Source organism: Streptomyces sp. NBC_00691 (genome assembly GCF_036226665.1).
Lineage (GTDB): Bacteria > Actinomycetota > Actinomycetes > Streptomycetales > Streptomycetaceae > Streptomyces.
The window spans coordinates 6993671-7009970 of record NZ_CP109007.1; the positions used below are offsets into that span (position 1 = coordinate 6993671).

A 16300-nucleotide genomic window follows, 5' to 3' on the forward strand; every position below is an offset into this window, starting at 1 on the left:
TCCGTCCGGGACCCACGTCCGGCAGAGACGGCCTAGTCCGCGAGGGACAGCACGACCGCCGTGGCCGGACCTTCGGGCGTCACGTAGGTGACGGTGTCGCCCGCGCGGTGGCCGAGCAGCGCGCCGCCGAGGGGGCTGTCGGCGGTGACCATCGTCCGGTCGAGCACGGCGGCGACCTCGCCGATCTGGACGGTCGACTCCGTGCCGTCCTCGAACCGCACGGTCACGGTGCTGCCCACGCCGACCGCGTCGGTCCGCGGCGGGCCCGCCGCGGACGCCTCGCGCAGCCTGTCGTCGAGGTCGTCGATACGGCGGTCGAGCCGGTCGAGTTCCGTGGCGCGCTCCAGTTCGTCGGCCTGGTCGGCCCGGTCGCCCGTCTGGTCGCCGCCTCCGCCCCGGAGGGTGACGGCGACGGCCTCGCGTTCGGTGCGGAGGTCGGCGAGTTCCCGCTCCAGTGCCTCGCGGGCGACGGCGCTGATGGGCTCTGGTCCACCGGTCATTCCTGCTCCCGTGGTGCGGCGGCACGGTGACGTGCCGCAGGTCGAAAGTGGCATGTCTGATGTTGTCGGCCGGGTCGTCGCCGGCGTCACGGCGGAGACCCGCCGGGTCCCCCGTCAGTTCCCGCTGGGGCTCGGGCTGCTCGGGGCCGCCGGCGTGACCGGGATGTCGAAGACGTGGTCCGGGGTCACGATGCGGGTGATGGCCTGGCCGAAGAGGGTGCTGGGCTCGTTGCCGTCGTGCTGTGTGTCCGTGTTGAGGAGGACGACCAGGGTGGCCCGCGACTCCGGCAGATAGATCGTCAGCGACTCGTACCCGGGCAGGGAGCCGTTGTGGCCGATCCAGCCCTGGATGTTGAAGATGCCGAGCCCGTATCCGGCGCCGGGGATGGCCGTCGGATACACCTTGAGGCGCTCGGCCTGGGTCTCCGGGGTGAGCAGCGTGCCGGTGGCGACCACGCGGGCCCAGGTGCGCAGGTCCTGCAGGTTCGAGATCATCGCGCCGGCCGCCCAGGCCCAGGAGGGGTTCCAGTTCGTGGAGTCCTCGACCTGGCCCGACGCGGTCTGGATGGTGTAGCCGTGGGCGTGCGGGTCCGGGATGGCGGCGTCGGTCGGGAAGACGGTGTGGTCCAGGCCCGCCGGGTCCAGCACGTTCTTCTGGATGAACTCGTGCAGCGGTGTGCCGCTGACCTTCTCCACGACGAGCCCGAGCAGGATCAGATTGGTGTTGCAGTAGTCGAACTCGGCCCCGGGCTGGAACTGGACCGGGTGCTTGAACGCGAAGTCGAGCAACTGCCGCGGGGTGAAGACTCGATCGGGATTCGAGGTGAACGCCTTGTAGAAACCCTCGTCCGCCGAGTAGTTGAAGAGCCCGCTGCGCATGGACGCGAGGTTGCGCAGGGTGATCTTCTCGCCGTTCGGCACGCCGTCGACGTACCGGGAGATCGGGTCGTCGATGCTCACCTTGCCCTGGTCGACGAGTTCGAGCAGGGCGGTCACGGTGAACGTCTTGGTCTCGCTGCCGATCCGCATGTACAGGTCCGGCCGCATCGGCTGCCCGGTGTCCTTGTCCGCGACGCCGAAGGAGCGGATGTACGTGCCCTTGCCCGGCGCCGAGAGACCGACCGTGACACCCGGGACGCCGGCCTCCTTCATGACGTCCTGGATCGCCTTGTCGAGACGTTCGGCTACGGCCGGGGTGAGTTCGGGGAAATCGTCCTGCGCCGCGACCGCCGCCGCCGTGTACGGCCCCGGGGCGGGCGGTCCGACGGCGAGGGCGGTGCCCGCGCCGAGCGGTGCGGCGAAGATTCCGAGTGCCGCGATTCCCGCGCAGAGACGCCTGCGGCATGTGCGTGAGTACCTCACGGCGGGCCTCCTGGCAGCCGGGGACAACGCTCCACCTCCAGGCTAGGACGGGCCGCCTCGCCGCGCGCGGCGAACTGGGCGGCGGGGTCTGTTACGTTGCCGGTGCCCGGGCCACGGAGGAGGTGGGCCGGACCGCGAACGAGAGGGAGACCCGCACGATGGCCGTCATCCACCAGACCACGATGCAGCCCACCAAGCTGGAGCTGCTCACCGAGTGGCTCCCCACCCGCGCGTGGCACACGGGGGCGGCGGCGCGACCGGCGCGGGTCGGCGGCTTCCGGCTCGACGACCCCGCGGGCGAGGTCGGCATCGAGTTCATGGCGGCGACCGACGGCGAGGGTGAGGGAGCCATCACGTACCTCGTCCCCCTCACCTACCGCGGGGAGCCGCTGGACGGCGCCGAGCACGCCCTCGTCGGCACGTCCGAGCACGGCGTCCTCGGCAGGCGCTGGATCTACGACGGCACCCACGACCCGGTGCTCGCCGCCCAGTTGTACGCGCTCCTCACCGGCCGCGTCCAGGCGCAGGCCCAGTCCCTGAGCGACGTGCCGGACCTCACGGTGACCGTCTCGCCGGTGACCGCGACGGGCACCGTGGACGCGGCCGAGGCGGAGCTCGTCCGCGTCACGGACGGCCCGGACCACACGGACGTGGTGGTACGCGCCGCCGACGCGCCCGCCCCGCTGACCCTGCGCGTACGCCGGGTCCTCGACGCCGGAACGGATCTGGCCGCGGGGGACGCCGGCGGGATCACCGCCGAGTGGCGGCTCGCCGACGGAACCACCGTCCGGGGCGTGTTCGCCGTCGCGGTCGACAGGCCCTAGACCCAGTTGACCTCCGCCGCGGCCAGCAGCGGATCGTCCACCAGCTCCCACAGCGGGACGGCGAAGTTGCCCGTTCCGTAGCGGCCGCCGAAGTGGAGACCGAGGACGCGGTGGTCCGTGAGGTCGAAGACCGGGGAGCCGCTGTTGCCGCCGAGGGCCGAGCAGTCGTGTTTCAGGACCAGGCCGCCCGGGGTGAACTCGGTCGCCGCACCGGGCTGGAGCCGCTTCACGTTGTAGACGTCCATGAAGATCCGGCGCATCGACTCCGGCTCGTTGCGCCGGCCGTCCCAGGCCGGGTAGCCGATCACGTACACCTGGCGGCCGGGGACGCTCGCCGGGGCGTCCCCGGCGACCGCGAGCGGGGTGGGCAGGGCGCCGTCCGCCGACGGTTCGATCCGCAGCAGGGCCATGTCGACGTCCGGGTGGATGCCGATGATCTCCGTGATCTCGTACGGCACCGAGGCACCGACCGGCTCGCCCGCGAGCGGCAGCTCCTCCGCCGGGTCGACCCGCGCCGACATCCCGTACTCGAAGGTCCACCGGCCGTCTCCGTTCGCCGACCGGCTGAACTCCACCGCGACATGACGGTTGGTCATGACCGTGCGCGGACCGACGAGAAAGGCCGTGCCGATCCAGTCCAGGCGGGGATGTCCGCTGACCTCCACCCGGCCGACGCGGGCCAAGGACTGACGTATCGAAGGACGTTGGCCGTCGAGGACCGCCCACTCGTCGTGCTGCGGGGCGAAGTCCTGCCGCTGTACCAGGATCGCCGGGCGTCCCTCCATGAGCACGATCGCCTCCACACCGAAGGACTCGTCGCCGTCGAGTTCGTCCTCCCGGTGCGTGGCCAGCTTCTCGAGACCGCTGACCCCGGCTTCCAGGACGCGCGCCCGTTCCTCGCGGGCGAACCGGGAGATCTCCGAGGCCGGCGCCGCGGCGGCGGGCAGTTCGAAGGTCGACTCGGCGATCTCCGCCTCCAGCCGGCCCCGCACGCGGGCGGCGACCTCCTGCAGATCCCCGAAGATCCGCTCGGTGGCGGTCGCGACGGGCGACGCACCCCGTGATCCGTTCGGCATGGTTCCCTCACCTCGGTTTCCCGTTGCCGTTCGTCCGGTCCGTTCCGTTCGGAGCCGGCCGGCCCGACTGGCCCGCCATGATCTCCTCGTACAACTCCGGCGTGAACTCCCGGACATGGGCGAGAATGCCGCTCATCTGGGTTCCGACGTTCACGAACCGTGTCCTGGCACCCTGGAACTCGACCTCGTCCACCTTCCGCGTCCCACGGTGCAGCCCCACCACCGTCCAGTCGTCGAGGCAGACGGGGGAGCCGGAGGAGCCGCCACGCGTGTCGGTGAAGTACAGGATGTCGTGGTCGTCGGCCCGGTAGACCAGGTTGTTGCGGAGCGCGACCCGCTTCGGCAGTCCGCCCGGGTGCTGGATGATGTTGACCGGGACGCGCTGCCGCTCGCGGACGAGCAGCGGCCGGGTGGCGACCCTCAAGGTGGGGCGGCGCTCCTGGTCGGGGGCCAGCCGGACGATGGCGTAGTCCAGGCCCGCGTCCCAGGCGAGGAGCTCGCCGATGGTGGCCTCCGGCGCTGCCGCCGCGTTCTCGACGAAGTCGAAGCGGGAGCGGGACATGAGCGCCTGGAGGCGCAGGTCCTCGTCGCTCACGAACGGACGGACGCCCGGCTGCTCGGCCGAACGGGCCATCACCACATGGTGGTTGGTGATCAGCAGATCGGGGGCGATCATCCAGCCCGTGCCGCCGTGCGGATAGGACGGGAGCAGCGGTGCGCCCGACTCGTACGGAGGGATGCGCAGGAGCGCGACGGAGGCGCCGGCCCGGATCCCGCCGTGCAGGAACTCGTACGGCACGGTGTCGTCCTGGAGGACGATCTCCTCCTTCATCTCCCCGGGCATCAACTCCGCCGGCAGCTCCGCCTCTCCGGTGATCACTCGGGCGACGGTGTCGAGGGCGCCCTGGAGGACGGCGCGGGGCCCCGGTTCATGGGTCTGCTCGATGGCGTTGTGCAGCCAGATCTCCAGCGGCACCAGGCCGTCGATGAGCCGCTCGACCTGGTTCATCGCGTTCAGGTCGGCGTGGATCTGCTCCCGGGGGTCGTCGAGGGGTTCGAGCGTGGCCGTGAAGTAGCCGGGAACGCCCTTGAGGAGGGACGAGCGGACGGCCCGGTCCGCGAGCCCGGCTTCCATGGCGGCGTTCCGGACCCGGACGAGTTCCTGCTGGCGGAGGAACGGCTCCTTGCGGAGCGCGGCCCCCGCGGCGGTCGGCGGCGGGCGGGTCCACAGCCCGCCACCGCCCCCCGCGGAGCCCTCCGCGTCGGCGGAGCCGTGCTCGAACCCGGTGCCCGAGCCCGCCCCCGGAGTCGCGCCGCGCGGCGGCGGGCCCGTGTCCATCGCGGAGGCGACGCCGAGCAGCAGGTCCCCGCTGCCGTCCCGGAGCGTCAGCACCTGCCGGGCGACGCTGTCCAGGGTGCCGCGCCGCCGCGCCGCGAGCAGGTCCTCCTCGATGCGGTCGCGGTCCAGCCGGACCGCGTCGGCGGGCGTGGCGGAACCCTCCCCTGCGGCCGACTCCAGGATGCGGGCCAGCGGCTCCCGGAGGCCCGGCTCGTCGACGAGGGTGGTGTCGATCCAGCGGGCCAGCTCGGTCACCACCGCCTCCTCGTCCGCAGGGAGCCCCACCAGCCGCAGGGTGTGCTCCAGCAGCTGAGGGTCCTCGGGACAGGCCGTGGCGGCCGCAGTACGGGCCAGGGACGGCTGCCGGGCCAGGTCGGCGTCGGGCATCCCGCGGAGCGTCCTGGCGAGCCGCTCCCGCGCCGGGGCGGCGTCGACGTCCGCGAGGGTGGCGAGCCGTGACCGGGCGACGAGCACGCCCAGGGACTCGAAGGAGAGCCCGAGACCCGCCGCGATGTCCTCCGCCTCCTGGAGGTCCCGGTCCGCGTCCGCGAAGTCGCCGGTGTCCTGCGCGAGCCGGGCCGACAGCTGGAGCAGTTCGAGCTGGGTCTCCGCACAGCCCGCCCGCACCGCCCCGTCCACGGCCCGTTCGGCGGTCGCCCGCGCCTCGGCCGTCCGCCCGGAGCGGGCGAGGGTCTCCGCGAGCAGCGCGTGGAGCCTGCTGCACGGCGTCCACGGCCGCCGCTCGGCGAGTCGCTGCGCCGCCGCCTCCACGTACCCCTGCGTGAGCAGGTCCTCGACCTCGCGCGCGGCGATCCGCTCCCAGTCCTCCTGGTCGGCCCCGGTCATGATCTGGTCGGGCACATGGCCGCCGATCCTGCCGAGCAGGAACGCGGCCGAGCGGTCGGGCATCTCCCGGTGCGTCGACCCGCCGAGGTGGGCGGCGACGCCCGGTTCCCAACGGGCCTCGACCGTCCGGGGGTTCTCGCCGAGCCGCAGCCGGTGGTAGATCTCCTCGGCGCGGTTCCGGGAGCCGTCGAGGGCCGCGTAGTGGGCGACGGCGCTGTGGTCCACGGCCCGCATCAGATCGGTCCGCGCGCTGTCCGAGAGGCGCAGCATGATGGCCCGCAGGTCCGCGCGGTGCCGGATGGCGTCGGGCCCCGCCGGCTCCATCAGGTCGACCCGCGAGGTGAGCAGCCCGTAGAGGCGGCGGGCCTCCCCGGCGCTCTCGACGCGGAGCCCCGCGGGGCCGGCGAGTACGTCGCGGACCAGCTCGGGGGTGATGAAGCGGAGTGCCAGACCCGCCTGGACGAGGGCCCGGAGGTCGTCCTCCGCTATGTGCTTGAGGATGCGGTCGTACAGCGTGCCCTGGATGAGCATCTGGTCGACCTGCCGGTCGAAGTACCGCCGCCGGGACGGCAGTCCCCGCAGGAGCCCGCCGAGCGCGGGGGCGTCCGCGCGCGCGGAGGCCGCCGTACGGGCCGCCAGCTTGAGGCTCAGCGGGTGGCCGCCGATCCGGTCGGCGAGGTCCTCGGCGAGCGCCTCGTCCGCGACGCCCGAGGACATCAGCAGGTCCACGGAGGCCTGGTGGTCGAGTTCGGTGAGCTCCATCGTGCGCGGGGTGAGCACCCGGGCCGGATGGTCGATGGGCGCCCGCCCGGAGACGATGAACCGCAGGCGGGAGTAGGCGGCCCGCAGCGCCGTCCAGATCGCCCACATCCGGCCGAGGACGGGCGAGCCGCGGTACTGGGCCTCCTCGAAGGAGTCGATGACGACGACGAGCGGCGGCGGCGATCCGCCGGGCGCCGGCCGGACGGCCTCGGCGACCAGGGCGGCGATCCGGTGGGCGAGGTCCTGCTCGTGGGCGCTCGCCCGCGCGTGGAACTCGGTCGAGTAGTCGCGGCCGAGCGTGGCCCGGGTGACGGCCAGTTGGTGGAGTTCGTCGAGTTCGTCGCGTTCGCCGCGCTGGCTCGCCGCGGTCCGCTCGCACTCGTCGGCGAGCGCCTCGAAGGAGGGGCGGAGCCCGGGCAGGTGGACGCCGAGCTGCCGGGCCATCTCCGCGATCACGGTGGCGGGTTCGTGGACGGAGAGCGTGGGGCGCGCGAAGTCGATGTAGGCGAAGGGGAATCCGGTGGGTGAGGCGGCCAGGGCGTCGACGAGGAACTTGGCGAGCAGGGTGCTCTTGCCGATGCCGCCGACGCCGTGGAGGAGCACCGGGGGCTCCGCCGGCTCCTCGGGAAGCGCGATGTAGGCGTGCAGGGAGTCGAGTTCGGGGGTGCGGCCGTGGAAGGTGCCCTGGATCAGCCGGTGCATGGGCCGGAGCAGCCGGGCCGTCTCCAGCCGGTGCTGGACCGCTTCGACGGAGGGCAGTCCGGTCACTCCCGGCACCCGGCTGAGCCAGAGCACGGCCTGGAGGGTGTCGGACAGTTCTTCGACGTCGTCCCGGGGAGGGGCGGCCGCGGCGGCGACGGGGGAGAGCGCGGGGGGCGGGGCGCCGACGGCGGAGGCCGGTCCGAGCCGGAGGGGGAGGCCCGTGCCCGTGCCGGTGAGCAGGGCCAGGGCGGTGCGCTCGGGGCCGGGGCCCTCGGGGCGCAGGCCGATGTTGGTCCGCAGCGCGGTCAGCGCGGCGTCGGGTCCCGCGAGGTCCGCCAGGGTCTCCTCGCGGACGTCGGGCTTGAGCGTCCAGACCGTGGCCCCCGGGGACGGCAGTGCGGTGCAGTCGTCGACGAGTTCCAGGACGGCCCGGCCGGTGGACCGCTCCTCGCCGGGCAGCCGCAGCAGCGCCGGGTCGAACTCCTGGAGCAGACACGCGGCCTCGCGGTAGGAGCGGCGTGGATCGGGAAGGGTTCCGGCCGGGGAGGTGGGGCTCGCGCGCAGGGCGTCCCGCAGCTGATGGGCGGCCTCGCCGTCCGACGAGGACAGCGGTGGCAGGGCCCGGTGGAGCCGTACGACGTCCTCCACCGCCGTGCACAGCCGGCGCATGTAGCTGTCGCCGTTCGCGGGGGAGTCGACGGCGCGCAGGACCTCGGCCACGGCCGTGTCCGTCAGCTCGTCCACCGCCCCGTCCTGCCCGAGCGGCGCGGAGTCCGCGAAGAACTCACGGAAGAAGGCCCGCAGATCACCCTCGTCCGCGAGGCGGGTCGTGTCCCGGCACTCGTTCTTCCTTATCTCGTAGGGGAGTTGCCGCATGGTCGTGGCGTACCCCAGCAGCACCAGGCGGGGCACCGTCTCGGTCCGTACCGGGGTGTGCTCGTAGATCGCCCGCGCCAGCACCCCGATGGCGTCCCACACGTCCGCGTGCGGGTCGAGCCGGTCGCAGTCGTCGAGGACCAGCCAGAAGCGCTCCTCGGCGGCCGTCGCCCGCGCGACGATCCGGTGCGCGGCATCCTCCAGCGTCGGCAGTGGATCGTTCAACCGTGTGGGATTCAACGGAGATCCGGCGGTCTCCGGCCCCCCGACGAAGGCCGACAGCCGCTCCATCAGCCGCGCCGCCGTCGACGTGCGGGACAGCGTCACCCGTACCGGACGGAAGTCGTGGTGCTGGCCGAGGTGGCGGATGAGTTCGTACGTGTACGAGCGGCCGCTGTCCGGGGGACCGTCGACGACCAGCACCGTCTGCTCCGGGTCGGCGAGGAAACCGCGCAGCTTCGCCCGCAGCTCGGTGCGGTCGAGGAACACCTCCGTGCCGTGCTTGAGGAGCAGGCTGTCGAACGGGTCCCGCGGGGAGCGTCGCAGCCGCTCGTCCTCGCGCAGCCTGGTGAGCAGGTTCCGCGCCTCGGCGCCCTGCTCGAAGGCGTGCGGGTCGTCGATGGCGGCGAGCGCGTCGAGACCGGCGAGGACGACGAGGAGCCGGCGCTGGTGGGCGATGTCCCTGCGGGCCGCCGCGACCACCAGGAGCGCGTTGCGGTCGGCGTCCGGGGTCAGAGGGAGGTCGTCGACGAAGTCGGCCGGGAGCCCGGCACGCAGCAGTCGTTCGCGGGGCTCCGGGGTGTCGAGGAGATGGTCCCGCACCCAACTGGCGACGAGCCCCCACTCGGTCTCGGTGAGCGGCATTCCGCACCTGCCCGGCGCTCTTGGCGCAGCGCCGGTCGCTCCGGCGCCGGGACGTGACTGATCGGGCCGGACGGCCCGTCCCTCCCATCGTTTCACCGGCCGGAAGGGGCCGCAATCGCTGTGGAGGAGGGGCGGAGAGGGCGCGAAAGGGCGCGGCGCGGCCGGGCCTCGGGGACACCGTGGCGGTGCGCCCGCGCCTCAGGGGTGCAGCACGATGTCCTCGTACGACTCGAGCCGCCGCCACCGCTCCTCGGGCGACCGCGTCGCCGGCATCACGTCCACGTCGGGCAGCGCCCCGAACTCCAGCTCGGTGATCTCCGCGACGTCCGAGACGGGCACCTGGTACGCCCGGAACGGGCCCAGCGGCGGCGGCGCGCCCGGTGTCGCCCCCGCCAGCGCCCGCTCCGCGTCCCGGCTCAGGTCGGGGCTCTGGTCCAGCACGTACGCGGCCGCCGCGAGCGCCCCGTCCTGGAGGAACGCGGCCACCTTCCAGAAGCGCATCGGCACCTGGATCCCCCGGTACGGCGGGTCGGAGTCGTGGAGCACCGGTCCCGTGAGCACGGCCAGCCTCCGGTCGTGGGCGTCGGCGTGGTCGAGCAGATGGTTCTCCAGCCCCTCCCAGATCTGCCTGCCCTGGTTGAAGACATCCGCCTGGGGAGCGGCGTTGGTGAAGTGGAAGGTGTCCCCGGCGCCGCGGCCGGCCGGCGCCGAGGGGCCCCGGACCGGGGCCGTCCTGCGGACCAGTCGGCCGCGGTCGAGGCTGTTGTTCCGGTAGACGTCGTCACCCGCCTGCTGCTCCTCCGGCAGCCGCGGGTCGAACTCCCAGACGCCGTCGCGGGGTACGTCCACGGGCAGCTCCCCCGCCTCGACGCAGACGGCCGCGCAGGCCGCGAGACGCCGGTCGGGCCGGAAGACCACGGTGAAGTGTGTGTACGGCAGGACCACCGTGCCGATCGTCGGCCGGACCGGGAGCGGCAGCGGGACGACCGGACCGAGGAACGCCTCGTCGTAACCGGTGCGGTCGGAGAGCGCCGCGCGCCGGGCGTCGTCCGTGCCCGGAGGGGGCGAGGGATCGGAAGGGTTCATACGATGTAGGTACCGCGTGGAGAGAGGCGTGCTCGGCGCCGGACCACAGGCCACTCGATCAGACGCCCCGGTTCCTCTCCGCGCTCCCCCGCTCCACCTCTTCCGCCAGGAGGCCCCCCATGGCCACCGGACTCGCCCTTCACGTCGGACTCAACAGCGTCGACCCCGCCCGTTACGAGGGCTGGGAAGGCACCCTGGTCGCCTGCGAGAACGATGCCCACGACATGGCGCGGCTCGCTCGTTCCGCCGGATTCGAGAGCACGGTCCTGCTCACCCCCGAGGGGACCGTCGCCAATGTCACCGCCGTGCTCGGCGAGGCGGCCGCCCGGCTCGGACCCGGCGACATCCTGCTCTTCAGCTACTCGGGTCACGGCGGCCAGCTGCCCGACGCGCCCGACGGTCCGGCCGGCGGCTCCGACGACGAACCGGACGCGCTCGACGAGACCCTCGTCCTCTACGACCGGCAGTTCCTCGACGACGAGGTCCAGCACGCCTTCCGTGCCTTCGCCGACGACGTGCGGATCGTCTGCTTCCTCGACTGCTGCCACAGCGGCAGCGGCATCGAGATCCCCGGTGGACCGGAGTCCGACGCCACGGCCCGCTTCATGCCCGAACCCGAGCAGCGGCAGCTCTACGACCGCGACCGGGGCTTCTACGCCGACCTCCGGCGCACCCTCGCCGAGTCCGCGCCCCAGGACGGAGCGGGCCCCGACGCGCTCCTCGTCTCGGCCTGCCAGGACAACCAGGTCGCCTCCGACGGCGACGTCAACGGCGCCTTCACCGAGGCGCTGCTCCGGGTCTGGGACGACGGCGCCTTCCGTGGCGGCTACCGCGACTTCCACCGGGCGATCCAGCGCGGACTGCCACCGACCCAGAGCCCGAACCTCTACCTCACCGGCACCCCGGACCAGGAGTTCGTGGACCAACGGCCGTTCACGGTCTGAGCGCCGTCGCCAGCTGCGCCCGCGAACGGACGTCGAGCTTCTGGTAGATCCGGGTCAGCCGCGCCTCGACCGTCTTCACGCTCAGATACAGCTTCGCCGCCGCCTCCTGGTTGCTGGCGCCCTGCCCCACGAGACGGGCGAGCCGCAGCTCGGCCTCCGTCAGCGAGGACAGCGCGGGGAGCGCCTCCTCACCGCCGGAACCGCCCCCGGGACTCTCGCCCGCCGAGCCCGCCGGCGACTCGCAGGCCAGCGCGAGCCACGGGGTGGCCCCGGCCCGCTCGAACACCGATGCCGCCGTCTGCAGCGCGCTCTGCGCCGCCGACCTCCGCCGTCTGCGGCGCTCCACCCGGGCCAGGGCGATCAGCGCCCGCCCCCGCTCCAGCGGCAGCCCGGCCCGGCCGAAGTCCTCGGCCGTGCGGGTGAGCAGCTGCGCCGCCTCGTCCGTACGCCCCTCCGCCGCGAGCCAGAGGGCGTACGCCCGGTCGCAGCCGAGCAGCACCGTGGACCGGCCGAGCCGGGCCGCCACCGGGCGTACCTCGTCGAGGAGGGCCAGCGCCTCGTCGCCCGCGTCATGGGCGAGCAGCGCCTCGGCGAGCTCCTCGTGCCAGCGCAGCATCGACGGATCGACGGTCGACTGGGCGCGCTCGTCGGCCTGGACGCGCCGCAGGGTCTCCAGGGCGGCGGCGACGTCTCCGTTGATCAGCTGGACGCGGCCCAGCGCGTACCGGCTGCGGGAGAGGAAGACCCGGTCGCCCTCCTCCTCCGAGGCCTGGACGCTGCGCCGGGCGTAGCTGGCCGCCCGCGCGAAGCTCCCGCCGGCCGTCTCCGCGAGCGCCAGCGTGTACCAGGCGGGCCCGGGGGAGAGACCCGCCTCCAGGGTGAGCGCGAGCGACTGACCGGCGTGCGCGAGGGCGGCCGCGCAGGCGCCCCTGCGGGACTCGACGGCGGCCAGCGTGGAGAACAGCTCGATCGTGTCCTCCACCGAACCGCGCCGCTGGACCAGGGGCAGCAGTGCGTTCAGTTCGTCCCGGGCGTCCGTCAGCCGGTCGTCGAACAGGGCATGACGGATCGTCAGGATCTGTGCGGCGTTACGGATTCCGAGGGGCCGCTCGGCCAGCTCCAGGGCCCGCGCCTGCGCGAGCACCGCCTCCGCGTCCGGTTCACCGAGAGCCCGCTCCATCCGTGCCTGGACGGTCAGCGCCTGCGCCGCCGTCCGTGGATCGCCCATGGAAGCGGCCAGTGCGGCCGATTCGACGGCCGCCGTCCGCGAGCGCTGCGGATCGCCGTCCGCGAGCACGTACTTGACGGCCAGCCGGAGCTGTACGGCGGCTCTCAGGGCCGTGTCGCCCTCCGAGTCCTCCATCGCGTGGACGTACATCTCGTCGAGTCCGGTCAGCCCCTGCCCCGCCGTGTCGAGGACGGCGAGCCGCGCCCTGACCCGGTCGGAGGGCACCGCGTCCCGGGCGAGCAGATCGGTGGCGGCCCGCATGGCGAGATCGGCGCGGGCCGCGCGGGCGGCCTCCTCGGCGGCGTCCACGAGCCGTGAGATCCGCCGTGTCCCGTGGCGACCCGGCGTCGACTCGGCGGCCAGCAGGGCGAGTTCGGCCGCGAGCGCGCTGTTCCCGCGACGCCGGGCCAGGTCGGCGGCGTTCGCGACCTCGGCCGCGAGGTCCTCGTCCGGGCTGTCGGTTGCCAGTGCCCTGTGCCGTACCGCCTCCACCGGGTCGTCCACGACCTCCGCGAGGGCCGCGTGCCCGGCGCTCCGCTCGGCCCAACAAGCGTCGTGCACCAGGGTGGAGGGCAGCAGCCCCGCGGTGAAGGTCACCGAACCGTCCTCGGCCAGCGACACGAGTCCGGCCCGCTCGGCCGCCGCGAGGTCCGCCTCCGCGTTGGGCCGCCCCGCCCGCCGTACCAGCGTCGAGGACGGACGCAGCGCGAGGGCGGCGAGCAGCAGGGTCTCCCGTACGGCGAGGGGCGCGGCGCCCAGCAGCTGCCGGGCGAGGTCGCGGGCGCGCCCGGAGAGCGTCAGCGCCTCGGCGTGGTGCACCGGGGTGCGCGCGTCGGCGAGCGAGCGGCCCACGGCCAGTGCGAGCCGCGGATTGCCGCCGCTGGCGCGGTGGATGCGGCCGGCCATCCGGGAGGGCAGCCGGTGATGGATGAGGAGTTCGGCGATCTCGTCGGCGTGCAGCGGCGGCACCAGCAGCACGTCCGCCTCGGACGGCACCCAGAGGTGGGCGGCGTGCGGATCGTCGGGGCGGTGGGGTGCGCGGTAGGGCTCGCCCGCCTCGCCGTACGGCTCAGGGGTCTCGACGGCCACCACCCGCAGCGCGGGCGGCGCGAGGTGGAGGGCGAAGCGGAGCAGGTCGGCGCTGTCCGCGTCGACGTGCTGGACGCCGTCGACGACGAGGAGCACCGGTCCCCGGCGGGTCAGGGTCCGGAGGATCTGGGCGATGCCGAGCCGCAGTGCGATCGGGTCCCAGCCGCCGGCGTCGAGCGGCGCCTCGCGGCAGAGCATGGCGACGGCGGTGCGCTGGGGCCCGGGCAGCTCGTCGAAGACCGCAGAGACCTCGGGCCCGGTGGAGGCCTTGTCGGTCGGGCGGGGCTCACGGCGCCTGCCGACGCGCGGATGCGGCAGGCTCACGGTCGCCGCCACCGAGGCCACGAGCGCGGCGGCCGACGCCCCGGGTATCTCGCGGTCGGACGGGAGTGTCGCCAGCCAGAGCACGGTCTCGCCGCGTGCCTCGGCGCGGGTCGCCCCGGCGAGCGCGAGCTCGGTCTTGCCGACACCGGCGGGTCCGGTGAGCAGGGCGCGGCCCCGGGTGTGGAGGGCGCGTTCGAGGCGGCGGAGGAGCTCTTCGCGGCCCACCGGCGCCGGGGGTCCCCCCGGACCCGTGGGGCGCAGGGCGAGGTACGGAGCTGTCGTCACTGTCCATCACCTCCGGCGCGCTCGGGCCCCCGGCCCATGAGCCCCGTGGGCAGAGAATACGGAGCCCACCCGTGGAGTCCAGGCCCTGTGTCCGGCATTCGGACAGGGCACCCCGGCGGGGCGGCGGCCCGGAACGCCAGGACGCGCCCGTGGTATAGACCACGAGCGCGTCGCTGACCAGCAATGATGCTGATGTGGGGGGTGGTTCGGTGGTGGAGCGGTGGTGCCTTAGAAGGTCAGGCTCCACGAGTTGATGTAGCCGGTGTCACCCGTGGCCACATCGCGGACCTGAAGCTTCCAGGTGCCGTTGGCGACCTCGCTCGACGCGTCGACCGTGTAGGTGGTCAGGACGTTGTCGGCGCTGTCCGAGGAGGAGGACGCCTTGAGGTTGCGCACCGTGCCGTCGGGGGCGACCAGGTCGATGACCAGGTCCCCGCGCCAGGTGTGCTTGATGTCCACGCCGACCTTGAGGGCGGCGGGGGCGTTGCCGGTGCGGCCGGTGACGGCGATCGAGGACGACACGGTGGCGTTGTCCGCGATCGTCACATCGGTCGCGTTGGTGAAGACGGTGCCGGCCGGCGGGGTGGTGGTGACGGCGTCGACCGTCTTCGCCGTGTCGGCGATGCCGGTGCCGCAGCCGCCGGTGCAGGTGCCGGGCAGCGGGCGGGCGTTGGCCTTGATCGCGGACTCGATCTCGGCCGGGGTCAGGGTGCTCTTGGCCGACTTCAGCAGGGCGGCGAGGCCGGCGATGTGCGGCGCCGCCATCGACGTGCCCTGGTAGGGCTTGTAGTTCTCGGCCGACTGGGTGGTCGCGCCCGAGTTCAGCGTGGAGTAGATGCCGTTCTCGGGGGTGGTGACGGTGCCGGGCGTGTCGGTCGAGCGGCGGGTCTCGCCGCCGGGCGCGGCCACGTCCACGATGGCGCCGAAGTTCGAGTAGTACGACCGGTTGCCCTCGCGGCTGGTGGACGCCACGTTGATGACGTTCGCGCAGTTCGCGGGGGTGAATCCGGAGGCGTTGGCGTTGCTGTTGCCCGCGGCGACGACGACGGTGGTGCCGCGCGAGACGGCGCCGTTGATCGCGGTCTGGTAGACGCTCGGGCAGGTCGCGCTCGCGCCGCCCAGGCTCAGGTTGATGACCTTCGCCGGGGTGGCGTTGGCCGGGACGCCCGGCACGGTGCCGCCGGAGGCCCACGTGATGGCGTCGGCGATGTCGGCGGACGAGCCGCCGCACTTGCCGAGCACCCGCACGGGCTGGATCTTCGCGTTGTACGCGATGCCCGCGATGCCCTTGGTGTTGTTCGTGACGGCGCCGATGGTGCCGGCCACGTGGGTGCCGTGCCAGGAGGAGTTCGAGGCCTTGGAGCCGGTGCCGCACTCGTTGTCGGTGGCGTTCCAGTCGCCCTCGTCCTTCGCGTCCGCGTCGCGGCCGTTGCCGTCGCGGGCGTCGGCGGAGGTCGAGATGAAGTCGTAACCGGAGACGACATTGCCCGCGACGTCCGAGTGGGCCGCGTAGCCGGTGTCGATGACGGCGACGGTGACGCCGGAGCCGGTCGTCTTGTCCCAGGCCGCAGGAACGTTCATGCCACCCGTGGGCTCGAACAGGTCCCACTGCTTGGCGTAGTCGGTGTCGTTCGGCGTGACCGCCATCGCGTAGGCGCGGATGTCGGGCTCGACCGAGGCGACGGACGGGTCGGCGCGGAACGCGGCCATGACCTCCGTCACGTCCTGCTTGCTGGCGCTGTCGCCCAGGTCGACCAGGGCGCCGCCGCCGGCGAGACGACGCTCGAAGGAGAGCTTCTCGCCCGTCTTCGCGGCCTTCTCGGCCGTGTCGCTCTTCGCGGCGGTGTTCGAGCCGGCCTCGGCGGCCTGGCTCTTGTAGGTGACGATGACCTTCTCGACCGGGGCGCTGGGGAGCGCCCGCATCGTCTGCGAAGCCGGTGCGGGCTTCGGGGTGGCAGCGCCCGGGGCGGCGGCGATCGCCCCGGTCGTGGCAGCGGCGCCGAGGATCGCGGCGCTCGCGACCACGGATATGACTCTCCGCCTGGAACCGTTCAAGGTGTGGCCCTTTCGAGTACGACGTAGCTGCGGAGCAGTGGCGGCGGCGCGGGACGCGGTGCGAAGTGGGGTCGCGATCCGGCATTCCCTGGGCTGGGGGGCCCGTGCGCCGCCACCGGCGCGACGGCCCGGGTCAAG

General features: G+C 73.6%; 9 protein-coding genes. 2 read left to right on the forward strand and 7 right to left on the reverse strand.

Annotated elements, in window-relative coordinates; genetic code table 11:
* Window positions 1-32 precede the first annotated feature (32 nt).
* Together OG392_RS31435 and OG392_RS31440 are read right to left on the reverse strand one after the other, a co-directional pair.
* Window positions 33-500 carry a GreA/GreB family elongation factor gene (locus OG392_RS31435; RefSeq protein WP_329285052.1) on the reverse strand — a complete coding sequence of 156 codons (468 nt, stop codon included), beginning with the start codon at window positions 498-500 and terminating at the stop codon, window positions 33-35.
* 114 nt (window positions 501-614) lie between these two features.
* Window positions 615-1862: a serine hydrolase domain-containing protein gene (locus OG392_RS31440; protein WP_329285054.1), complete on the reverse strand. Its 1248-nt coding sequence runs from the start codon at window positions 1860-1862 to the stop codon at window positions 615-617.
* 158 nt (window positions 1863-2020) lie between these two features.
* Here OG392_RS31440 and OG392_RS31445 point away from each other — a divergent pair, with 158 nt between their 5' ends.
* Window positions 2021-2686, forward strand: coding sequence for a maltokinase N-terminal cap-like domain-containing protein (locus tag OG392_RS31445; protein ID WP_329285057.1), 666 nt, complete (start codon window positions 2021-2023; stop codon window positions 2684-2686).
* Here OG392_RS31445 and OG392_RS31450 read toward each other — a convergent pair.
* The 3 genes from OG392_RS31450 to OG392_RS31460 form a co-directional block, all read right to left on the reverse strand.
* On the reverse strand, window positions 2683-3762 hold the full coding sequence (locus OG392_RS31450; RefSeq protein ID WP_329285059.1) for a trypsin-like serine peptidase: 1080 nt from the start codon (window positions 3760-3762) through the stop codon (window positions 2683-2685). The two genes, OG392_RS31445 and OG392_RS31450, sit on opposite strands and share 4 nt — an antisense overlap.
* Window positions 3763-3769: 7 nt before the next feature.
* Window positions 3770-9151 carry a trypsin-like peptidase domain-containing protein gene (locus tag OG392_RS31455; RefSeq protein WP_329285061.1) on the reverse strand — a complete coding sequence of 1794 codons (5382 nt, stop codon included), beginning with the start codon at window positions 9149-9151 and terminating at the stop codon, window positions 3770-3772.
* Window positions 9152-9349: 198 nt separating this feature from the next.
* Complete coding sequence (locus tag OG392_RS31460; protein ID WP_329285064.1) at window positions 9350-10237, reverse strand: DNA/RNA non-specific endonuclease; 888 nt, start codon at window positions 10235-10237, stop codon at window positions 9350-9352.
* Window positions 10238-10356: 119 nt separating this feature from the next.
* Here OG392_RS31460 and OG392_RS31465 point away from each other — a divergent pair, with 119 nt between their 5' ends.
* Window positions 10357-11181: a caspase family protein gene (locus OG392_RS31465; RefSeq protein ID WP_329285066.1), complete on the forward strand. Its 825-nt coding sequence runs from the start codon at window positions 10357-10359 to the stop codon at window positions 11179-11181.
* Here OG392_RS31465 and OG392_RS31470 read toward each other — a convergent pair.
* Both OG392_RS31470 and OG392_RS31475 read right to left on the reverse strand, forming a co-directional pair.
* A complete protein-coding gene (locus tag OG392_RS31470) occupies window positions 11171-14107 on the reverse strand; it encodes a helix-turn-helix transcriptional regulator (protein ID WP_329285068.1) in 2937 nt (978 codons plus the stop codon). The two genes, OG392_RS31465 and OG392_RS31470, sit on opposite strands and share 11 nt — an antisense overlap.
* Before the next feature lie 228 nt (window positions 14108-14335).
* Complete coding sequence (locus OG392_RS31475; RefSeq protein ID WP_329287577.1) at window positions 14336-16030, reverse strand: S8 family serine peptidase; 1695 nt, start codon at window positions 16028-16030, stop codon at window positions 14336-14338.
* Between the last annotated feature and the right edge of the window lie 270 nt (window positions 16031-16300).

Coding starts and splice junctions, on each gene's coding strand:
- OG392_RS31450 (WP_329285059.1), bottom strand. CDS start 3,762: ATGCCGAACGGATCACGGGGTGCGTCGCCCGTCGCGACCGCCACCGAG.
- OG392_RS31435 (WP_329285052.1), bottom strand. CDS start 500: ATGACCGGTGGACCAGAGCCCATCAGCGCCGTCGCCCGCGAGGCACTG.
- OG392_RS31475 (WP_329287577.1), bottom strand. CDS start 16,030: ATGCGGGCGCTCCCCAGCGCCCCGGTCGAGAAGGTCATCGTCACCTAC.
- OG392_RS31445 (WP_329285057.1), top strand. CDS start 2,021: ATGGCCGTCATCCACCAGACCACGATGCAGCCCACCAAGCTGGAGCTG.
- OG392_RS31465 (WP_329285066.1), top strand. CDS start 10,357: ATGGCCACCGGACTCGCCCTTCACGTCGGACTCAACAGCGTCGACCCC.
- OG392_RS31460 (WP_329285064.1), bottom strand. CDS start 10,237: ATGAACCCTTCCGATCCCTCGCCCCCTCCGGGCACGGACGACGCCCGG.
- OG392_RS31455 (WP_329285061.1), bottom strand. CDS start 9,151: ATGCCGCTCACCGAGACCGAGTGGGGGCTCGTCGCCAGTTGGGTGCGG.